This is a genomic window from Streptomyces sp. NPDC027189 (genome assembly GCF_055566975.1).
In genome coordinates this window covers 173,879-193,012 of sequence record NZ_JBVHRI010000018.1, presented here as the reverse complement: position 1 = coordinate 193,012, position 19,134 = coordinate 173,879, and the positions used below count along the sequence as shown (strand labels likewise).

General features: G+C 68.9%; 19 protein-coding genes and 1 rRNA gene. 6 read left to right on the top strand and 14 right to left on the bottom strand.

Translation table 11 applies throughout. The annotated features are described in order from the left end of the window. Positions 1 to 90: ribosomal RNA gene (gene rrf, locus ACZ4RZ_RS34685) — 5S ribosomal RNA — on the top strand; the annotation flags it as partial. Between the two features lie 171 nt (positions 91 to 261). Continuing rightward, a complete protein-coding gene (locus ACZ4RZ_RS34680) occupies positions 262 to 2,763 on the top strand; it encodes a beta-propeller fold lactonase family protein (RefSeq protein WP_467750752.1) in 2,502 nt (833 codons plus the stop codon). A 57-nt stretch (positions 2,764 to 2,820) separates the two neighbouring features. Here the strand turns inward: ACZ4RZ_RS34680 and ACZ4RZ_RS34675 are convergent, their stop codons facing one another. Next, the gene (locus ACZ4RZ_RS34675; protein WP_467750750.1) at positions 2,821 to 3,582 is read right to left on the bottom strand and encodes a CDP-alcohol phosphatidyltransferase family protein; all 762 of its coding nucleotides are present in this window, start codon (positions 3,580 to 3,582) and stop codon (positions 2,821 to 2,823) included. A gap of 122 nt (positions 3,583 to 3,704) precedes the next feature. On the opposite strand from ACZ4RZ_RS34675, the gene ACZ4RZ_RS34670 reads away from it, so the two are divergent. Beyond that, on the top strand, positions 3,705 to 4,271 hold the full coding sequence (locus ACZ4RZ_RS34670; protein ID WP_467750749.1) for a GNAT family N-acetyltransferase: 567 nt from the start codon (positions 3,705 to 3,707) through the stop codon (positions 4,269 to 4,271). A gap of 89 nt (positions 4,272 to 4,360) precedes the next feature. On the opposite strand, the gene ACZ4RZ_RS34665 is transcribed toward ACZ4RZ_RS34670, so the two are convergent. The 10 genes from ACZ4RZ_RS34665 to ACZ4RZ_RS34620 all read right to left on the bottom strand — a co-directional run bounded on the left by ACZ4RZ_RS34665 (position 4,361) and on the right by ACZ4RZ_RS34620 (position 13,459). Then, positions 4,361 to 5,974: a type IV secretory system conjugative DNA transfer family protein gene (locus tag ACZ4RZ_RS34665; protein ID WP_467750747.1), complete on the bottom strand. Its 1,614-nt coding sequence runs from the start codon at positions 5,972 to 5,974 to the stop codon at positions 4,361 to 4,363. A gap of 13 nt (positions 5,975 to 5,987) precedes the next feature. Then, on the bottom strand, positions 5,988 to 7,412 hold the full coding sequence (locus tag ACZ4RZ_RS34660; protein WP_467750746.1) for an ATP-binding protein: 1,425 nt from the start codon (positions 7,410 to 7,412) through the stop codon (positions 5,988 to 5,990). 14 nt (positions 7,413 to 7,426) lie between these two features. Then, the gene (locus tag ACZ4RZ_RS34655; protein ID WP_467750744.1) at positions 7,427 to 8,986 is read right to left on the bottom strand and encodes an SCO6880 family protein; all 1,560 of its coding nucleotides are present in this window, start codon (positions 8,984 to 8,986) and stop codon (positions 7,427 to 7,429) included. After that, complete coding sequence (locus ACZ4RZ_RS34650; protein WP_467750742.1) at positions 8,983 to 10,293, bottom strand: hypothetical protein; 1,311 nt, start codon at positions 10,291 to 10,293, stop codon at positions 8,983 to 8,985. The genes ACZ4RZ_RS34655 and ACZ4RZ_RS34650 overlap by 4 nt, the downstream gene beginning before the upstream one ends. Next, positions 10,283 to 11,134 carry a hypothetical protein gene (locus ACZ4RZ_RS34645; RefSeq protein WP_467750741.1) on the bottom strand — a complete coding sequence of 284 codons (852 nt, stop codon included), beginning with the start codon at positions 11,132 to 11,134 and terminating at the stop codon, positions 10,283 to 10,285. Before ACZ4RZ_RS34645 ends, ACZ4RZ_RS34650 begins: the two co-directional genes overlap by 11 nt. A gap of 199 nt (positions 11,135 to 11,333) precedes the next feature. Further along, positions 11,334 to 11,642, bottom strand: coding sequence for a hypothetical protein (locus ACZ4RZ_RS34640; RefSeq protein ID WP_028804304.1), 309 nt, complete (start codon positions 11,640 to 11,642; stop codon positions 11,334 to 11,336). Positions 11,643 to 12,173: 531 nt separating this feature from the next. Then, on the bottom strand, positions 12,174 to 12,380 hold the full coding sequence (locus ACZ4RZ_RS34635) for a hypothetical protein (protein ID WP_467750764.1): 207 nt from the start codon (positions 12,378 to 12,380) through the stop codon (positions 12,174 to 12,176). A 479-nt stretch (positions 12,381 to 12,859) separates the two neighbouring features. Then, on the bottom strand, positions 12,860 to 13,108 hold the full coding sequence (locus ACZ4RZ_RS34630) for a DUF397 domain-containing protein (RefSeq protein WP_467750740.1): 249 nt from the start codon (positions 13,106 to 13,108) through the stop codon (positions 12,860 to 12,862). Continuing rightward, the gene (locus tag ACZ4RZ_RS34625) at positions 13,101 to 13,298 is read right to left on the bottom strand and encodes a DUF397 domain-containing protein (protein WP_467750739.1); all 198 of its coding nucleotides are present in this window, start codon (positions 13,296 to 13,298) and stop codon (positions 13,101 to 13,103) included. The genes ACZ4RZ_RS34630 and ACZ4RZ_RS34625 overlap by 8 nt, the downstream gene beginning before the upstream one ends. A gap of 11 nt (positions 13,299 to 13,309) precedes the next feature. Beyond that, positions 13,310 to 13,459 (bottom strand): Scr1 family TA system antitoxin-like transcriptional regulator, encoded by a 150-nt coding sequence (locus ACZ4RZ_RS34620; RefSeq protein WP_467750737.1) that lies wholly within the window; start codon positions 13,457 to 13,459, stop codon positions 13,310 to 13,312. A 270-nt stretch (positions 13,460 to 13,729) separates the two neighbouring features. On the opposite strand from ACZ4RZ_RS34620, the gene ACZ4RZ_RS34615 reads away from it, so the two are divergent. Then, a complete protein-coding gene (locus ACZ4RZ_RS34615) occupies positions 13,730 to 14,488 on the top strand; it encodes a trypsin-like serine peptidase (RefSeq protein ID WP_467750736.1) in 759 nt (252 codons plus the stop codon). On the opposite strand, the gene ACZ4RZ_RS34610 is transcribed toward ACZ4RZ_RS34615, so the two are convergent. Continuing rightward, positions 14,478 to 15,104, bottom strand: coding sequence for a hypothetical protein (locus tag ACZ4RZ_RS34610; protein ID WP_467750734.1), 627 nt, complete (start codon positions 15,102 to 15,104; stop codon positions 14,478 to 14,480). The two genes, ACZ4RZ_RS34615 and ACZ4RZ_RS34610, sit on opposite strands and share 11 nt — an antisense overlap. A gap of 89 nt (positions 15,105 to 15,193) precedes the next feature. On the opposite strand from ACZ4RZ_RS34610, the gene ACZ4RZ_RS34605 reads away from it, so the two are divergent. Further along, positions 15,194 to 16,201 (top strand): C40 family peptidase, encoded by a 1,008-nt coding sequence (locus ACZ4RZ_RS34605; RefSeq protein WP_467750733.1) that lies wholly within the window; start codon positions 15,194 to 15,196, stop codon positions 16,199 to 16,201. 224 nt (positions 16,202 to 16,425) lie between these two features. Continuing rightward, entirely contained in the window at positions 16,426 to 17,127 is a 702-nt protein-coding gene (locus ACZ4RZ_RS34600) for a phosphatase PAP2 family protein (protein WP_467750731.1), read from the top strand. 122 nt (positions 17,128 to 17,249) lie between these two features. Here ACZ4RZ_RS34600 and ACZ4RZ_RS34595 read toward each other — a convergent pair whose 3' ends face one another. Then, a complete protein-coding gene (locus ACZ4RZ_RS34595; RefSeq protein ID WP_467750730.1) occupies positions 17,250 to 18,812 on the bottom strand; it encodes an FAD-binding oxidoreductase in 1,563 nt (520 codons plus the stop codon). A gap of 120 nt (positions 18,813 to 18,932) precedes the next feature. Beyond that, positions 18,933 to 19,103, bottom strand: a complete 171-nt coding sequence (locus tag ACZ4RZ_RS34590; RefSeq protein ID WP_467750728.1) for a hypothetical protein — start codon at positions 19,101 to 19,103, stop codon at positions 18,933 to 18,935. Positions 19,104 to 19,134 lie beyond the last annotated feature (31 nt).

The window sequence follows — 19,134 nt, the reverse complement described above, 5'->3', positions numbered from 1 at the left end:
CCCGGTTACATTCCGAACCCGGAAGCTAAGCCTTACAGCGCCGATGGTACTGCAGGGGGGACCCTGTGGGAGAGTAGGACGCCGCCGAACTAATTTTGAGAAGAAGCCTCAACTCTTGGGTATGCACCCGGAGTTGGGGCTTTTTCGCGTTCACCGTGCAGTCATGTGCACGTCAACCACAGTGCCCTTTCTCGTCATGCCCTCGCGCCACCGTCGTGAGTCATGGTCCTGAGACGCAGAAACAGACGTCGAGTTGTCACTGTGCTGGCAGGTACCGCCGTTCTCGCCACCGGGGCCGCCGTCGCTCTCGCGGCCGCGGGCGGGCAGGGCACCGCAGGCCCGAAGGACAATGGAACGGCCATCACCCCCGTCGGATACAAAGTCACCCCCGCCGGCCACCAGGCCCGGCTCGGAAACCTCCCACTCAACGCTGTGCTGTCGCCCGACAAAAGCATGCTCCTGGTGAGCAACGCCGGTCAGGGCACCCAGTCCCTCCAGGTGGTCGACCCCGACGACTCGGAGGTCGTGCAGACCATCTCGTACAAGAGCCCCGCGGCGATCTTCACCGGGCTCGCCTTCAGTCCCGACGGCAAGCGTGCGTACGCCAGTGGGGGCGGCCGCGAGATCATCCACACCTACGACGTGGTGGACGGGCGGCTGACGGAGAAGGACCCCATCAAGCTGCCGACGAAGAACCCCGACGGGCAGGCCGTGAACATGTATCCGGCCGGGATCGCCGTGACGCCCGACGGAAAGCGGCTCGTCGTGGCCGACCGTCTCGCGGACGCGGTGACCGTGGTGAATCTCGGTGAGGGCACCATGGCCACCACCGCCGTGGGGCACGATCCGTACGCCGTCGCTCTCATCGATGGCGGGAAGACCGCGTATGTCAGCAACCAGGGCGGGAACACCGTCAGCGTGCTGGATGTCGGCGGATCGGCTCCCGTGCAGACGGACTCCATCAAGGTGGGGACGCATCCCAACGCCGTCATCGCCGACGCCGAAGGGGACACCCTCTACGTAGCCAATGGGGACAGCGACCAGGCCAGCGTCATCGACGCCAGGACGCGCAGGGTCGCTCGGACCATCGGGCTCGCTCCCTACCGGCACGCGCCCGTCGGCAGCAATCCCGACGCGCTCGCGCTGTCCGAGGACGGGCGGCGGCTCTACGTCGCCAACTCCGGGAACAACGACATCGCTGTTGTGGATCTGCGGGACGGGAAGACGGAGGGGCTCATCCCGACCGCCTGGTACCCGACGGCGGTCATCGCGCACGACGGGAAGCTGTACGTCACGAACGCGAAAGGGCTGGGCGCCGGGCCGAACAATGGGCCTGGGTACCCCAATCCCACCTCCACCGCACCTACTTCGCCCGACCAGTACTCGGGATCGATGATGCAGGGCACGCTGTCGACCATCGGACTCGACGGCGGGCAGAAGCAGTTGCGGCGGTGGACGCGGACCGTCGTCGCCAACAACGGGTTCGAGCAGCAGGACAGTCCACGGGCGAGCGGGGCGGTCGTGCCCCGGCGGGTCGGCGAGAAGTCGCCGATCAAGCACGTCATTTACGTGGTCAAGGAGAACCGGACATACGACCAGGAGTTCGGCTCGCTGGGGCGGGGCAATGGAGACGCTTCGCTCAATCTCTTCGGGGACGACTCCGCGCCCAACGCCCGTGCGCTGCAGAAGCGGTTCGTGACACTGGACAACTTCTACGCGGACGCGGAGGTGAGCGCGCAGGGGTGGAACTGGACCGTTGCCGCCAACTCCAACCCGTACAGCGAGCAGGGATGGCCCGCCAACTACTCCGGGCGCAATCACTCGTATCCGTCCGAGAACGGCGACCCCGCCATCGCGCCCAACAAGGACCCGGAGCACGCCTACATCTGGCAGCGACTCGCGGACAAGGGCGTCAGCTTCCGCAACTACGGGTTCTACGTGAATGCCGACGCGGCAGGGAAGGCTTCGGCCCAGGATCCGGTGCTGAACACCGGCACCGACCATGACTTCGGGCCGTACAACCTCAGCTGCCCCGACTCGGCGAACACCTTCCCCGCCCGCGGCACGACCTGTGGCAGCCCGCGGATCGAAGAGTGGAAGAAGGAGTTCCAGGGGTACGAGGCGAGCGGGGAGCTGCCCGCCTTCGAGATGGTGCGGCTGCCGAACGATCACACCTCTGGGACCAAGGCCGGCCTGCCGACGCCGCAGGCGTATGTCGCCGACAACGACTGGGCGCTCGGGCAGCTGGTCGACGAGGTCTCGCACTCGAAGTTCTGGAAGTCGACCGCGATCTTCGTGACCGAGGACGACGCGCAGAACGGGCCCGACCATGTGGACGCCCACCGGACGATTTCGCAGGTCATCAGCCCGTACACACAGACCGGGCGGGTCGACTCGACCTTCTACAGCACCGCGTCCATGGTGCGCACGATCGAGCTGCTGCTCGGGCTGTCGCCGATGACGCAGTTCGACGCGTACGCGACACCGATGGTGAACTCGTTCACAGCGAGGCCGAATGCGGATGCATACGACGCCGTGAAGCCGTCCACCGATTTGGCCGCTGTGAACACCGTCAATTCGCCGATGGCGAAGGTGTCCGCGAAACAGGACCTCACCAAGGAGGACCAGATCGACGAGCGGACCTTCAACGAGGCGATCTGGAAAAGCGTGCGGGGCAAGGACTCCGTGATGCCGGAGCCTCGGCATGATCTGTACGGGGCTGTGCCCAATGATCAGGCGGCAGACCTGGATGACGACGACTGAGTGACGTACGTCGGCCCCCACTCCTATCGGGAGTGGGGGCCATTCCCTTGGGGAGGGCTACTTCAGGCGGGACGACGCGACGATCGAGACGATGTGGGCCGGGACGAGGAGCCACACGATCGCCGTTACGGCCACGGTCGCGATCTTCGTCGCCGTCAGGTCGCCGAGCGCCAGGTCGACGATCGCGGTGACGAGCAGCAACAGGGTGCACTCGATGCCGTTGACCAGGCGGTGGAGGCCGACGGCCGAGGCGAGGCGGCGGACCCGGGCGAGGCCGCTGGAGCGCGGAACGACGGACTGGTCGGTGGCCTTCTCCATGCCGCTGTCGGAGCGGGCCACGTGGACGAGGTCGGAGGACGACTTCAGGAGCAGTACGCCGATGGCCGCCGCGAGGCCGGCCACCAGGTAGGGGTCCAGGCCGAGTTCGGACGCTCGGATGCCCATGCCGACCATGACGGCGGCGTCGGCGAGGTAGGCGCCGAGGCGGTCCAGGTAGACCCCGAGCGGGCTGAACTGCTTGCGCCAGCGGGCCACTTCGCCGTCCACACAGTCCAGCAGCAGGTACAGCTGCATGAAGACGACGGAGAGTACGGCGCCGCCGAGGCCCGGCAGGACCAGGGCGACTCCGGAGAGTACGCCCGCGAAGACCATCACCGTCGTGATCTGGTTCGGCGAGAAGCGCGTGCCCAGCATCAGGCGGGTCACCCGCAGCGAGAGCGCACGCATGTAGAGGCGGCCGGCCCAGTGCTCCGCCCTGCTGTCCAGTTTGCCCGCAGGGTGGATGACCTCGCGGAGTTCCTCTAGTTGGACCTTGGTCATGCGGCTTTCTCCCCTGGATCAATGTGCGTTCAGGGAAGAGCATGACGGGGGCCCGGACGGCGGGCGTAGGCAGGGTGGATAACCGGTGGGTGATGTCGTACGCGCGTATTACGGTGACCCCCATGAAGCATGTGATCCGTTCCATATGTTCCGACGAGTGGGCCAAGGTGAAGGAGCTCCGGCTCGTCGCCCTGCGGGACCCCGTCGCTCATCTCGCGTTCCTGGAGACGTACGAGGAGGCCGCCGCCAAGCCCGACGCGTTCTGGCGGGAGCGTGCCGCGGGGGCCGCGGTGGGGACGACCGAGCGGCAGCAGTTCGTCGCCGTGGGTGAGGACGGGGAGTGGGTCGGGTCCGTGACCGTGCTGGTCGAGGAGGCCGGGTCGCAGGACCCCTTCGGGACCGTGATCCAGCGGAGCCAGGGGCATCTGGTGGGGGTTTTCGTACGGCCCGAGCACCGGGGGAGCGGGGCCGGGGTGACCCGGGCGCTGTTCGACGCCGCCCTTGAGTGGTCCTGGGGGATCGGGCTCGATCGCGTACGGCTGTTCGTGCACGAGAAGAACGGTCGCGCCGAGGCGTTCTACCGCAAGGCGGGGTTCGTGCCGACCGGGGAGACCGTGGAGGTGCCGGGGGCGCCGGGGGAGCTGGAGCTGGAGTTCGTGATCACTCGGGGGAGCTCGCGGGGCGTCTAGCTCTCGCGTGAGCCTCGCCTGGAGCTGGTCCTGCCTGGTCCTGCCTGGTCCTGCCTGGCCCTCGCCCTTGTCCTCGCCCTTGTCCTCGGTCAGACCGGGAGTTCGTACTGGGGCCAGCGGGACCTGGCCTGCTCCTGGGAGCGGAGCAGGGCGAGGGTCGGGAGACCCCGGTTCGCTCCGCTGGTCAGGAGGTCCGGGAGCTGGGGGAGCGGGGCCACGGCCGCCACGTCGTCCAGGACAAGGGTGAGTGGTGGGTCGAGGCGACCGGAGGATGACCGTTCGGCCATGCGCCGGCCGCGCTCGACCACGCTTGAGGCGAGGGCCGTCAGGAGCGGCATCGCGCCGGGGTTCGCCTTGGGGTCCTCGATGGGTTCACCGACCACATAAAGCGTGCCCCCTTCGTAGACGAAGGAATCCAAGGCGAGGCTGTCATTTCGGTTCGGAGTGCAGGCTTCGCGGACATTTACGGTGAAGAGCGAGGAGAGGGCGCGGGCCGTCAACTCCTGGGCGATGTCGCGGCGTTCGGGATGCGAGGTGAGGGCGGCCTCGAGCTCGCCCGCAGCGCCGGATGCGGCCTTGGGGTGCGTACGGAGGGCTCGTACGGCGTCCTGTACCTGGGTGCCCTGGGCCCAGCGGTGGACGTGGCGGAAGGGCTTGCCCTCCACGGCGGCGGCGTGGAGATAGCTGCGCAGGAGCGTTTCCGCAGCGTCTGCCATGGCCTGGTCGACCTTGGCGGTGGGGCGTACGGGAGCCAGGATCGCGGCCGCTCTTGCCGCCGCCGTTGCCTTGTCCTCACAGCCCGTTGCCGGGGACCAGTGGAGGCGGGCCGGGGTGTCGCACAGGTGCGAGGGGTCGTAGAGGAGGACTGGGCCCAGCTTGGCTCTGGCGTCCTTCGTCTCCGACCAGGTTCTGGGGTTCGAGGTGATGACCAGGACTGGGCCCTCGGCGTCTCGGACGGCTTGGGTGGCGGTGGTGTGGCGGGCTTCGGCGGGGGCGAGGATGACGGTCCCCGCGGCGCGTGATGCCCACCCGGCCGCGCGTTCGCTTTGTTCCAGGGGCCGCGCCGCCACCGTCGGCAGGACCGCGCCTTCGACACGGGTGTTTTCCCACCCGTCCGCCCGTTCACCGTCAGTTGCCGAAGGAGCCGTCGGCTGCGGCGCCGTTGTCGGTTGCGGCGCCGCGCCTGCGGCGCGAGCGGTTTCCCACCCACCCACCCGTTCACCTTCAGGTGCCGAGGAAGCCGTCGAAATGGCAGTCGTCGGCTGGGAGGTCGCCGGCGACTGCGGCTCTCTCCCTTGCCGCGGTGCACCTATCGCCTTGCCGGCCTCCGCCCGCCGTCTCGTCCTTCCCGCTCTCCACCGCGCCACCGTCCCCATCACGAACACCGTCAGGACCAGCAGCAGCATCAACTGGCCGATGAACAGGCCCCAGAAGAGCCCGTAGCCGGACAACTGGGTCGCGGGGGTGTCGGGCCAGGCTCCCGTGATGTCGTGCGGCCGGCCGATCAGGTGGCGCATGGCCAGGGGGGTGTGCGAGAAGGTGACCGCGTCGGGCCAGGCGCCCCGGGCGAACCAAGCCGCGAGCCCCGTGGCCGTCCACACCATCAGCGTCATGCCGAGGAGGAAGGCCAGTACCCCGACCAACAGCCCGTCGGGGATGCCGCCTTCCCCTTCGCGACGCCCGTCACGCTGGTCCTGTCTCATCTCACGCCACCTCTCAGGCCACCGTGGACTCGGAGGAGTCGTCGAGATCGCTGAGGTGCTGTTCCACGAAGGCCGCAGCCCGCTCCTCCGCCTCCAACTCCGCGGCGCGCAGCGCGTCGTCGGAGAGGAGGTCCGCGGAGGACTCGGTCATGGCGCGGTCGGTGAAGACGAGGGGGCGCTCGGTCTCGGTGATGAGGTGTTTCACCACCTGGACATTGCCGTTGACGTCCCAGACCGCGATGCCGGGGGTCAGCGTCGGGATGATCTCGACCGCCCACCTGGGCAGGCCCAGCACCCGGCCCGTCGACCGCGCCTCGTCCGCCTTCTGGGCGTAGATCGTCCTTGTCGACGCCATCTTCAGGATCGCCGCGGCCTCCTTCGCCGCCGCGCCGTCGACCACGTCGGACAAGTGGTGGACCACCGCCACGAAGGACAGGCCCAGCCGGCGGCCGAACTTCAGCAGGCGCTGGAAGAGTTGGGCCACGAAGGGGCTGTTGATGATGTGCCATGCCTCCTCGACCAGGAAGATGCGCTTCTTCCGGTCGGGGCGGATCCATGTGTGCTCCAGCCACACGCCCACGATCGCCATCAGGATCGGCATGGCGATCGAGTTGCGGTCGATGTGCGACAGGTCGAAGACGATGAGGGGCGCGTCGAGGTCGATGCCGACCGTCGTCGGACCGTCGAACATGCCCCTCAAGTCACCGTCGACCAGGCGGTCCAGGACCAGCGCCACGTCCAGGCCCCACGCCCGTACGTCGTCTACGGCGACGTTCATCGCCTCGGCCGACTCCGGTTCGGGGTGCCGTAGCTGCTCGACGATGTCCATCAGCACCGGCTGGCGCTCGACGATCGTCTCGTTCACGTACGCGTGCGCGACCTTCAGGGCGAAGCCCGAGCGCTCGTCGAGGCCATGGCCCATCGCGACCTCGATGATCGTCCGGAGCAGCGCCAGCTGGCCCGTCGTCGTGATCGCCGGGTCGAGCGGGTTGAGGCGGATGCCCATGTCGAGTGCCGCGGTCGGGTCGAGCCGGATGGGAGTTATTCCCAGCTCCTCCGCGATCAGGTTCCATTCGCCGACGCCGTCCTCGCCCTGTGCGTCGAGGACGACGACCTGGCGGTCGCGGAAGCGCAACTGACGGAGGACGTACGTCTTCTCCAGGGCCGACTTGCCGTTGCCGGACTCGCCGAGGACCAGCCAGTGCGGGGCCGGCAGCTGCTGCCCGTACAGCTGGAAGGGGTCGTAGATGTACCCCTTCCCGGAGTACACCTCGCGTCCGATGATGACGCCGGAGTCGCCGAGGCCGGGCGCAGCGGTCGGCAGGTAGACCGCCTGGGCCTGGCCCGTGGAGGTGCGCACGGGGAGGCGGGTCGTCTCGACCTTGCCGAAGAGGAAGGACGTGAAGGCGTCCGTGGCGGCGGACAGCGGATCCCGCATCAGAACATCAGCCCCTACCTGCGGATTCCGGTGGCGAACGGCAGTGTGTTGACGAAGGCGCGGTGGTGCTCGCGGTCGCACCACTCCAGCTTCAGATACGACTTGCCGGCCGAGGCGCGGATCGTCCGCTTGTCGCGCGCGAGGGCTTCCGGCGAGCGGGCGGAGACCGTGATGTAGCCGACGAGGTTCACGCCGGCGGCGCCGCTGGCGAGATCCTCACCCCGCTGATCCAGGCGGTTGTGCGAGGCGACGTCGCGCGGGTCCACGGTGCGGTTCATCTTGGCGGCGCGGCTGGCCTCGGCCTCGTCGTTCGTCTTCTCCGTCAGCATGCGCTCGATGGCGACCTCGGTGGGTTCGAGGTCCATCGTGACGGCCACGGTCCGGATCACGTCCGGGGTGTGGACGAGCAGCGGGGCGAGGAAGTTGACGCCCACCGGGGTCATCGGCCACTCCTTCACCCAGGCCGTGGCGTGGCACCAGGGGGCGCGGGTGGAGGACTCGCGGGTCTTCGCCTGGAGGTACGTGGGCTCCATGGCGTCCAGCTCGGCGGGCCAGGCGTTGCGTTTCGTCATCGCCTGGATGTGGTCGATCGGGTGGTCCGGGTCGTACATCGAGTGCACGAGGGAGGCGAGCCGCCCCTGACCGAGCGGCTGCCGTACGCGGATGTCGGCTTCCTGGAGCCGGGAGCAGATGTCGGTGAGCTCGCGCGCCATGACGACGGCGAGGCCCGCGTCCCGGTCGAGCTTCTTGCCGCCCTGGGGCCGCGCCGCCCGCGCCATCGCCTGTGCCTCGGCGGCGAGTTCGCGCGAGTACTGCATGCACGCGACGAGATACGCCCGGTGCTGCTCGCTGCTCGTGGAGACCATGGACTGGAGTTGGTCGTACGACTGCTGCAGCCAGCCGGGGGCCCGATCGTCCCCTCGTACGGCGACGTCCTTGGCGTGTGCGTCCGGGTCGGCGGGCAGGGTGCGCGCGAGCATTTGCAGCCGGGTGACGAAACCGTCGCCGTTCGCGACGTGCTTGAGGAGGGTCCCGAAGCGGTCGACGAGAGCTTCCTGGTCCTCACTGTCACGCAGGCCGACGCCGGGGCCTTCGATCTCGATCGCCGCGGTGACCGTGCGGCGGTCGGCGTGCAGGAGCACGGCGATCTCGTCCGGGCCGAAGGGCGCCGCGAGCCACGAGATGCGGCCGATACCGGGTGGCGGTCCGATCTCGACCTCACGGCCGTCGAGGCGTGTACCCGCCTCCATGACGTGCGACCGGTACGCCGTCCCCTGGCGCAGGGTCCGCTTGTAACTGCGGTTGATCTCGAACCACTTGTAGAACGTACGGCGCTTGTACGGGACGTACACCGCGGCCAGCGCAAGGAGCGGGAAGCCCATGAGCAAGACGATCCGCAGGGACAGGACGGGGACGAGCAGACCGCACATCATGCCGAGGAACGCGCCCGCGATGATCAGCGCGATCTCGCCGGATTCACGATTCCGGCCGACGATCGCGTTCGGCCGGGCGCGGCCGATCAGATATGTACGGCGGGGCGTGACCGGATGGGACACGTGGGACTCGGTCGTCAACGCCCTTCACCTCCCCTGCGGTTGGTACTGCTGTTGCGGGCGTTGCTCGCGTGCGGGGTGTCGGCCGGGCTGGTCCGCGGTGGCGGTGCGGCGGAGGGGACAGATCCGCCGCCTCCGTTCGCCGTACGGGTACTGTGCGCGGCCACACCGCCGGACGCGGGGTTGGCGGGGCGGGGCTGGTTGCCTCCGCCTCCGCCGCCGTTGTTGTCGGCGCGGGAGCTGTGGGTCTTGATGCCCTGCGCGACCAGGGTGGCCGGGGAGCTGATCACGGCCGCGGCCTTGCTCTCGGCGCCCTGCATGATGCGGTTGTTGCGGGAGTTGGCGATCTCGTCGCCGAAGCCCGGTACGAAGCGGTAGATCATCGCGCTGGCGAAGATGGCCAGCAGGATGATGGCGAGGCCGGAGACGACGGCGGAGAAGGCGTCCGGGCCGCTGTCGGTGGACAGCGCCCCGGCGAGCCCCAGCACGATCACGATCACCGGCTTCACCAGGATCACCGCGATCATGATGCCCGCCCAGCGGCGGACATGGCCCCACAGGTTCTTGTCGACCAGACCCGCGTAGACGACGGTCCCGAGCAGCGCTCCGACGTAGAGCAGCGCGGCCCGGATCACCAGCTCCAGCCACAGCACACCCGCCGCGAGGATCGACACCAGCGACACGACGATCAGCATGATCGGGCCGCCGCCGATGTTCTCGCCCTTGCCCAGCGCGCCGGAGAACGTCCCGAAGAAGGTGTCCGTCTGGTTGCCGGTGGTCTTGGCGAGGACCTCGGTGACACCGTCCGTCGCCGAGACGACGGTGTAGAGGATCAGCGGGGTGAAGGCCGACGCCAGCACCGTGAGCCACAGGAACCCGATCGCCTCCGACAGCGCGGTGGTGAGCGGGACGCCCCGCACCGCCCTCTTCGCCACCGCCAGCAGCCACAGGAGCAGGGTCAGGATCGTCGACGCCGCGAAGACGACGGCGTACTGCTGCAGGAACTTGGGGTTCGTGAAGTCGACGTTCGCCGTGTCGTTGACGGCGGCGGAGAGCTTGTCGATGGTCCAGGAGGCGGCGTCGGCACAACCCTTGGCGAGGGAGGAGAGGGGGTCGAGGGTGGAGGTGGGATCGAGGCTGCCTCCGGTGCCCTTGCTGCCGCTGTCGCCTTCGCAGTACTTCTTGGCGGGACCACGGACCAGTGCGCACGGGTCGCTGCTCGGAGTGGGGCTGGGGGCCGCGAGAGCCTTGGTGGCGAGCAGGACGGCAGCCGACTGCACCACTGCCACGGCGCCGATCAGCTTGAGTACGCGATGGTTAGCGGGCATAGGTGAACCCTCCGTACTCCTCGACAGCCTTGGTCATGTCGTCGGCGGTGGAGGCCTTCTGGTCGCGGCCGACCGGCACCGGCCCGTCCTTCTGAGTGAAGTCGGTGACCTTCCAGTCCTCGTTGATCCACTTCATCTGGTAAGTCGTCGTGTACCAGCTCTCGGATACGGGGTTCGTGGACCCCTCGCCGGAGAGGCCGAAGAGCGACGTGTACCAGAGCTCGACCGTGGCGCTGTCGGCGCTGGAGGCCGTGACCTTGGTGCCCACGGGGATGATCCGCGAGATGAAGGTCTGCCCGGCGGGCGCCGAGCCGTCCTTGTTCAGCCCGATGTTGGTCAGGAACTTCTCGCTGGAGTACGCCTTGTCGAGGTCCGGCTGTCGCGCGGCGGCGACATCGGGTGCGTACACGGCGTCGACGATCGCGTGACGCTGGGCCGTGTTGAACATGCCGGTCGAGCCGAGCGCCACCCCATAGTTGGTCGCCGCGCTCTGCGCCCCCTGCTCGCTCTGCGCGAACCCCGACGGGATGCCCGCCGTCTTCGACTCCACCGGACGCGTCCCCGACGCCGCCGTAGGTGAGGTCTTCGCCTTGTCGCTGCCTCCGTTGCCCGAAGAGGAATCGTCCCCTCCACGGTTCGCGAAGGCGATCGCGGCGATCAGGAGGACGACGACGCCGACGACCGTGACCAGGCTCCGGGAGGAGGACCGCCCGCGACGGGCGCCGCCGTAGACGTCGCCGGGGCGGTCGGGAAGGCGGGTCCGGGTCTGGCCGGAGCCGCCGTACCCCCCGTCCTCGCCGCGCGAGGCGTCGCCGTAGCCGGGTTCGTCACCGAGACTCATGTCGCGTACGCCCCCTCAACCTCTCGCTGAACCAAGTAGTACGACGGTAGCCGTGCTGGTTCCCGCGCGGGCGCGGTGTGGTGACTCGACATCAGGGAAACGCAACCTCAGCCGGTGGGCACGACGGACGGGTGGGTCGGAGGGAGAGGATCTGGGCGCGCCCGGCCGGGGACTGACGGTGCGCCAGGCGTGGCCGGGCCTAGACAGCCATGCCGTACACGATGGTGAAGAGTGTGCCGAGCGATCCGATGATGAAGACTCCGGTGAGGCCCGCGATGATGAGGCCCTTGCCCTGTTCGGCACTGAAGGTGTCGCGGAGGGCGGTCGCGCCGATGCGCTGCTTGGCCGCGCCCCAGATCGCGATGCCGAGGCAGAGCAGGATGGCGACCGCCATCACGACCTCGATCATCACCTTCGCTTCGTTGCCCAGGCTGCCGAAGGGACCCCAGTCCGGAGCGATCCCGCCGATGATCGTGGTGATGTCGCCCTTATCGGCTGCGAAAAGCATGTAAGTCACCGCCCCTAGTGGGTAGTTCTGCACCCCCTGCCACTGCGCGCAGAGGTCGGGCCCATTCTCGCCGACAATGGCGCTGTCGTATGTCGACTTGGCGTCATTGATTGGCGGGTTTCGTACGAACCCTTGTCACCGGCGTGCACGGAACCCCTGCGGGAGGCGTGCGACGGTATGCGAGGGGTCGTATGGTCACTCTGTGTATCACGGCAGGTTACGCCGGGCAATGAAGTCGGAGCGGAACCTGTCGTGTGGTTCCGTCGTTAACCCCTTCTACGAAGCGCACGCCCCGCCCGTCTCGTATGTACGCCCAGCGCGCGTCCCGTTTCTGACGGGCCGTCGAGCCGATGTTCTCCGGGTCGTCGCGTCTGCGGGATGTGGACGCCGACCGGCGGCCCGGTGATCCAAAGGCTATCCCTCGCCTCTCGGCATGGCGAAACGGGCCGCGGCTGGTTGCCGCGACCCGTTCATCAGGTGCCGCCGGGGGGTCCCCACGTTCCGCCGGCGGCCCCCCCCGCTCCCCGGAGGTCAGCCGGTGAAGGCCGCGACGCCCTCCGGGGTGCCCCAGCCGGTCGGGCCGTCGTAGCCCGACTTCGCGGTGCAGAAGTCCGGGAGCGCGTCCGCTTCGTGGGAGCACGCCGGGCGGCCTCGTCGTCTGCGGACGGCGGGAGGGGAGGGGTGTGCGCTGGTCGATGCCCCAGCCCAGCCGTAGTCCTTCCCCCTGTCGGGGGGCACGATTGGCAGATTTGTGCCAGCGAGGGAGGCGATATCTCCTGCTCAACGGGCCCACGCCTGGCACAAATCTGCCAAAAGGTCACCCCTCACCCCGCCGCCCACCCATCGACCGCCAGTTACCAGCCGCCCCCCGGACCGTCAGTCGCTAAGCCCACCCGGCGTGCCCCTGCGGAGCGAGGGCGCACCACAACCACCCACCACCCGCAGTCGCTAAGCCCACCCGGCGTGCTGGCCAGGCGCGACCGCGCTCCAGCAGCCGAGGGTGACTGCGCACCCCCGGGTGCCGCAGGCCTACCCGGGGAGGCTTCACCCCTGGGCCGCCCGCTCGCTTCTCCTCCGTGCTGGAGCGGGCCGAGTCAAGGGTGGAGCGCAGCGGAATCGGCGCAGCCGACGGCCGTAGGCCGCCCTTTACTCGGGTCGTGGAAGTACGACACTGGCCAAGAAGCGGGCGGTCCCGACGGTCACTTCACGGGCGAGGTTCAGTGGACTCCCTGTCCTTCACCGTCGTCCAGCCCCTCCACGAAGTGGTCGAACTCGCCTGCCTGTACGCCCAGGACGAACGCGTCCCACTTCTTCTGGGTGGTGGTGACGACGTTCTCGGGGTCGCCGGTCTCGCGGATGTAGACCAAGTCGTTGTCGCCGAAGGCGAGTTCGATCCAGGGGCCGGGGCCCGTGGCGTCGGGCGGGGCGGCGCGTTCCCAGGTGAGGTTGGGGGGGACTTCAGCCACGGTGCGGTTCCTTGCTCTTGAGGGTGTGGAGGAGGGAACGGAAGGCGATGGGGGTGGCCGTGAGTATCGCTTCGGTGGGGTCGCTGCTTTCGGTGAGATGGATCGTTCCGGCTGCGTTGTCGGTGGCTACGTGCACGCAGGAGTTGCCCTGGGCGCAGTAGGACGATTTCTGCCGGGTGAGCTTGGGCATCTTGGTTTCCTTCACAGGTCCTGGATGACTTTGTGGATGAAGTCCCGTGACTGGGCGGGCGACAGCGCCGTGGCTTCCATACGGTCGAGCAGGACGCGGTACTTGTCGAGCTGGGCCTCGGAGTCGAGGAACACCGGGCCGTGGGACTGGTCCAGGTTCACGGTATCGAGGGGAGGCACCGGGCCCTTGGAGTAGTAGATCGACTGGCCTGCATCTCGTGCGGGCCTGCGCGGATGCGTGGGGCGTGTCCGTGCTGCGCGAGCTGGGGGCGTCGAGGGGTGGAAAGCTCCTGTGGACGGAGTGTCATAGGTTCGACGTCGCGACGGACGGATTCCCGGTGTACGGGGGCTGACGCCGCGGGGGCGGTTCACAGGAGACTTTTAGTGTGCGCTCGGCGTTTCTCTCACGTGGCTGCGGCAAGGTGAGGGGCGATGAAGCGCACCACCCGTCCCCCCGGCACCCGTCGGCACGCCCTGCTCGGTGCAGTCGTGCTGGTGGCGGCCGTGACGTCCTCCTCCGTGGCGGCCGCGGACGCCGGTCCCGGGCCACTCGGGGTGACCGTGCACGCCGCCGCGACCGCGCAGAGCGCGCGCGTGGGCGCGCTGTTCCACGGGAGCGGCGGGCACTTCTGTACCGCGTCCGTCGTGCACAGCGCCGGCCGGGATCTGATCGTGACCGCCGCGCACTGTGTGGACGGCGGAGGGACCCTGCGCTTCGCGCCCGGGTACCGGGACGGCCAGGCGCCGTACGGGTATTGGGAGGTCGCCGGGACCGTCGTCCCCGAGGGGTGGACGAACGAGCAGGACGAGGACACCGATGTCGCCTTCGCCGTTCTCGCCGAGAAGGACGGGAAGGGGGTTGAGGACGTTGTCGGGGGTGGGAACGTCTTCGCGGCCGGGCGTGCCACCGGGTCGACCGCTGTCACCGTCACCGGGTACCCCAGCACTCTCGGCACGCCCATCATCTGCACCAACAAACCCACCGTCCACAGCCGTACGCAGCAGCGCATCGAGTGCCCCGAGTTCGCCGGAGGGACGAGCGGCAGTCCCTGGGTGAACGGCGACGGGGAGGTCGTCGGTGTCATCGGCGGGCACCAGCAGGGCGGCGACACCGACGACGTCTCGTACAGCGTCGTCTTCGGGAACGAGGTCGCGGCGCTCTATCGCGAGGCCGTCATGACTAGCCCGTGACCTCGTTGGAGATGTACACGGCGAGCCAGAGCAGCGGCAGGAGCAGGACCACGTAGGCCAGCGGGCGCTGGAGGACCGGCTTGCCCTGGTCCATGACCACCCCGGTCGGGGACGGCATCGCCGGGTGCGGGAGCTTGCCGATCTTCGTGCGGACGTAGAGGTTCCACAGGAGGGTGAGGGGGGTGAACAGGAGCAGCGACACCGGGCTCCACCAGCCGCCCGCCAGAGTCTTCGTCGTCATCTCACGGTGGATCGCCGTCGCACAGGAACGGCAGAACGGGCCCTCCATCTTGGAGAACCGCATCGCGACCAGCAGGCCCGTGTGCTGACGGATGGTCATGTCCCCGGCCGGCTGCGAGGCACATATGCGGCAGCCGGGGGTGAGGGGCGGCGGGGCGGCGGCGTAGGCGGGGCCGCCCGCGGGGGCGTACGGATTCTGGCCGTATGCGGGGGCTGCGGGGGCGGTCTGGGCGTACGCCGGGTTCTGGTGCGGCGCTGCCGTGTTCTGCGCGTACGGGTTCTGGCCATACGCCTGGGCCCCGTTTGGCGCGTAACCGCCTTGTGGGGCAAAGGGGTTGCCCTGGGGCGGGTTCGAGTGCGGGGGCGGGGTCGCCACGTGCGGTTTCTCCTTGTGCGTGATCGTCCCGCGGCGCGGGGCCCGCCTCTAGACTGACGGTCGGCGGACTCCTGGGCGGCGAGGGGCGGTTGACGGTGCGTAAGGCATGGATCGTAGCGACCGCTGCCGTCGGGGCGGGGATCAGCTTCGTGATGCTGCTCGTCGTCGGCGTCTACATGATCGCAGGCAACCTCGCCAACGGGATGGGCTCAGGCGCGGTCGCGCTCGCCAAGGGAGCCGTACCCGCCGCGTACCAGGCGCTCGTACAGAAGTGGGGGAATCTGTGCGGTGCCATCAATCCCGCGCTGCTGGCCGCCCAGCTGTATCAGGAGAGCGGGTTCAACCCGAATGCCAGGAGTCCGGCGAAAGCGGAAGGGATAGCGCAATTCATCCCGGGGACCTGGGCCACTCATGGAGTCGACGGCGACGGGGACGGCGACCGCGACGTATGGGATCCGAATGACGCGATTCCGTCAGCCGCTTCGTACGACTGCCAGCTCGCCTCATACGTGAAGAACGCGCCGGGGAACGTCACCGAGAACATGCTCGCCGCCTACAACGCGGGGGCCTACGCGGTCATCAAGTACGGAGGCGTGCCGCCGTACAAGGAGACCCAGAACTATGTGAAGACGATCACGACGCTGTCGAAGAGCTTCGCCGCGCCGGTGACCCGGGTGGATCCCTCGAAGCAGGCCGCGGCGGCGATCACCTACGCGCAGAAGAAGCTCGGCACGCCCTATCTGTGGGGCGGCAACGGTACCGCTGACCAGGGCGGACGCTTCGACTGCTCGGGACTGACGAAGGCCGCGTACGACAGTGTGGGAGTCGAGCTGCCGCGGGTCGCCAACGATCAGTACAACGCCGGGCCGCACCCGAAGAGGGAGGAGCTGCTGCCCGGGGATCTGGTCTTCTTCTCGGACGACCTCGCCGACTCCCGGGCCATCCGGCACGTGGGGATCTATGTGGGCGGCGGGTACATGATCGACGCTCCGAGGCCGGGCGCCGTGATTCGCTTCGACCCCGTCGACACCCCCGATTACTTCGGGGCCACCCGGGTGACCGAAGATGGCGCGAAAGCATTGCCCACCTCTGTGTGAACCTGTGGGAACGCGCCCCCTGAGCTGCGGAGATGTGTCTCTCTTCGATAACGTCTGCGTGATCATTCCGTGGAGGGTGGAACGTATTACAGGGGACTGTGCGTTCCTTTTGACGTAGCGCTGATCTATGACGCGGTTCTAGCGGTTCTACGACCACGGGGGTGGATCGAGCCGCGCACGAAAGGGTGCGCGCGCGGGAAAGACGACGAAGGGGCCGCAGCACCATGGCTGGACTCGCCGAATCCGGTTCGAACCCCGACGTCGACCTGCTCTACGACATCAATGGCCTGGCCAAGGACGCGCCGCACTGGTTCGACCGGGGCGTGGAGTTCGTGGGCGAGTACGGAATGCTGCTCGCCATGGTCCTGCTGGTGCTGTGGTGCTGGTGGACCGTGCGGCGGCGCGGTGGTGGCGATGCCGCGTCGTCCGTGGCCGCCTTGGTGTGGGCGCCGCTGGCCGCCGGCATCGCGGTGCTGGTGAACGTGCCGATACGGGGCTTCGTCGAAAGACCCCGCCCCTTCGTCGACCACCAGGGGCTGGACGTCCTGGTCTCCGGCAAGACCGATTTCTCCTTCGTCAGCGATCACGCGACGCTCACCATGGCGATGGGGGTCGGGTTGTTCGTGGCGAACCGGAGGTTCGGGCTGGCCGGGATAGGGCTCGCGCTGCTCGAAGGCTTCTGCCGGGTGTACATGGGCGTGCACTACCCGACGGACGTCATCGGCGGGTTCGCTCTCGGTACGGCGGTCGCTCTGCTGCTGTCGCCGCTGGCGATGGCGTTGCTGACGCCTGTCATGAAGGCGGCGGAGCGGGCCCCGCGCGCCGGGTGGCTGATCCGGGCGCGGGGGGTGGCTCCCGCGGGGCAGGATGCGCTCATTCCCGGGGCTCGGGCGGAGCTGCCCGAGGAGCGGGACCTCGCCGCCTAGCGGCCGGGAATCCGGCGTCGGGGTTGACGTGGGGGTGGGCTGCGCAACCCGGCGCTTGCGGGTGCCGCTGTGCCCACCCGTGCCGCCCCTAGCGGCACGCATCCCACAGCTATGACGTATGCCTACAGCGCCTGCGGGAACGTGAAGAAGCGGTTGGGGTCGTACTGCCTCTTCAGGGTTGTGAGGCGGGCGGCCGCGTCGCCGTAGTACGCCTTGCGCCAGTCGGTGAGGGTGGAGTCCGTGTAGTTCTGGTAGGCGGCGCCCGAGGCGTGCCGGGCCATCGCGTTGTGCGCGGTGGTCAGCCAGGACTGGGCGGTGGTGCCCGAAGTGCCCGCCTGCCAGGAGGCGATGTACTGGGCGAGCATGCGGGAGCGGCGGTGCACGAAGGCCGTCGCGGTGGGCGAGACGCGGTTGACCGCGCCGCCCAGTGCCGTGAGGGCGATGCTGCCCGCGCCGCCTCGGACCGACGAGATCTGGTTGAGGAGCGTCTGGATGCCGGCCGTCGAGATCGAGCGGTCGAAGAAGTCCGAGCGGGCCGCGTAGGTCTCGCGGCCGAGGGCGCCCTGGGCGCTGCGGCCCGGGGTCGAACCCGGGAGGTGGCACATGGCGTCGGTCGGGAAGGAGGAGCAGCCCGCGTACACCTCCATCGAGTCCTCGTACGAGCGCTTCTTGAGGGAGACGCTGCGCGCGGGGGAGCCGATCTTGTCGGCCAGGCGGTCCACGGCGTTCTGGAGTTCGCTGTAGGTGCCGAGGGAGAACGCCGCGATGGAGACCGTGGGTGTGCCCCCGGCCGCGTTCGCGAGATGGCACGAGGACCAGATCTCGTCCGGCTGGTCCGGCCCCCACTCCTGCCAGGCCTTCATGACGGCGGCGGCCTTGGCCCAGGGCCAGGTCATGTACGCCGAGACGGCCTGTGGGGCGGGGTGGGTCCTGAAGCGCAGCTCGGTGACGACGCCGAAGTTGCCGTTGCCGGCGCCGCGCAGGGCCCAGAAGAGGTCCTTGTTCTCGGAGGCGTTCGCGACGAGCTGCTTGCCGTCGGCGGTGATCAGCGTCGCCTGGGTGAGGCTGTCGCAGGTCAGCCCGTACGCCCGTGACACGACCCCGTGGCCGCCCCCGAGCGTCAGTCCGGAGACGCCGACGGTGGGGCAGGAACCGGCCGGTATGGTCACGCCCTTCGCGGCGAGGGCGCGGTAGACGTCGATCAGTTTCGATCCCGCTCCCACGACCGCCTCGTTCGCGGACGCCCGTATCTTGTTCAGCTTGGAGACGTCGACGACCAGGCGGCCGTTGCCGGAGGACCAACCGGCGTACGAGTGGCCGCCGTTGCGTATCGACACCTTGATGCCGTGGGCGCGGGCGTAGTCCATGGTGGTGCGGATGTCGTCCGCGTGGGCGACGTAGGCGACGGCGGCGGGCTTCAGGCTGTCGAAGCGCGTGTTGTAGAGCTGGTGCGCGGCCGGCCAGCTGCGGTCTCCGGGGCGGACCAGCGCGCCGTCCAGCTCCCTCGACAGGGCGGCCCAGTTCGCGGCGGCGCGGGTGCTGGTGGTGGCCGTGCGTATGGAGGTGCCGGTGGTCTCCGAAGCACCGGAGGCCTTGGGGCCGCTGCTGTCGCTGCCGTTGCACGCGGACGTCGTCGCCGCCGCGAGTGCGGCGGTGGCTCCGCCGATGAACGTACGCCGTTGCATGTGCGCCTCCCGTGGGTTCCGTGGAACGAGACGGGTCCCCGGGCCCCAGGGTTCCACCGGCGAATGCCACGGAATCGCTACAGCGCAGGTCCAGCGGTACGACCGCCCGCGGCTGAAAGGCTACGTCAGCAGGTTCCCGGTGTGGGTCTGCGCGTCCGCGCGGGCCAGGCTGCGGGCTCTGCGGGCAGGGCCTCTCCAGCCGCAGATGCAGCGGGCTACGCAGAAGCGGCCCTGTTCGACCGTCGTTGTCCGGTGTTCCGGGGAGGAGTTGGTCTCGTCCTGCTGCGCCACCCCGACAACGTTACCCAAGGCAAGTGAACGG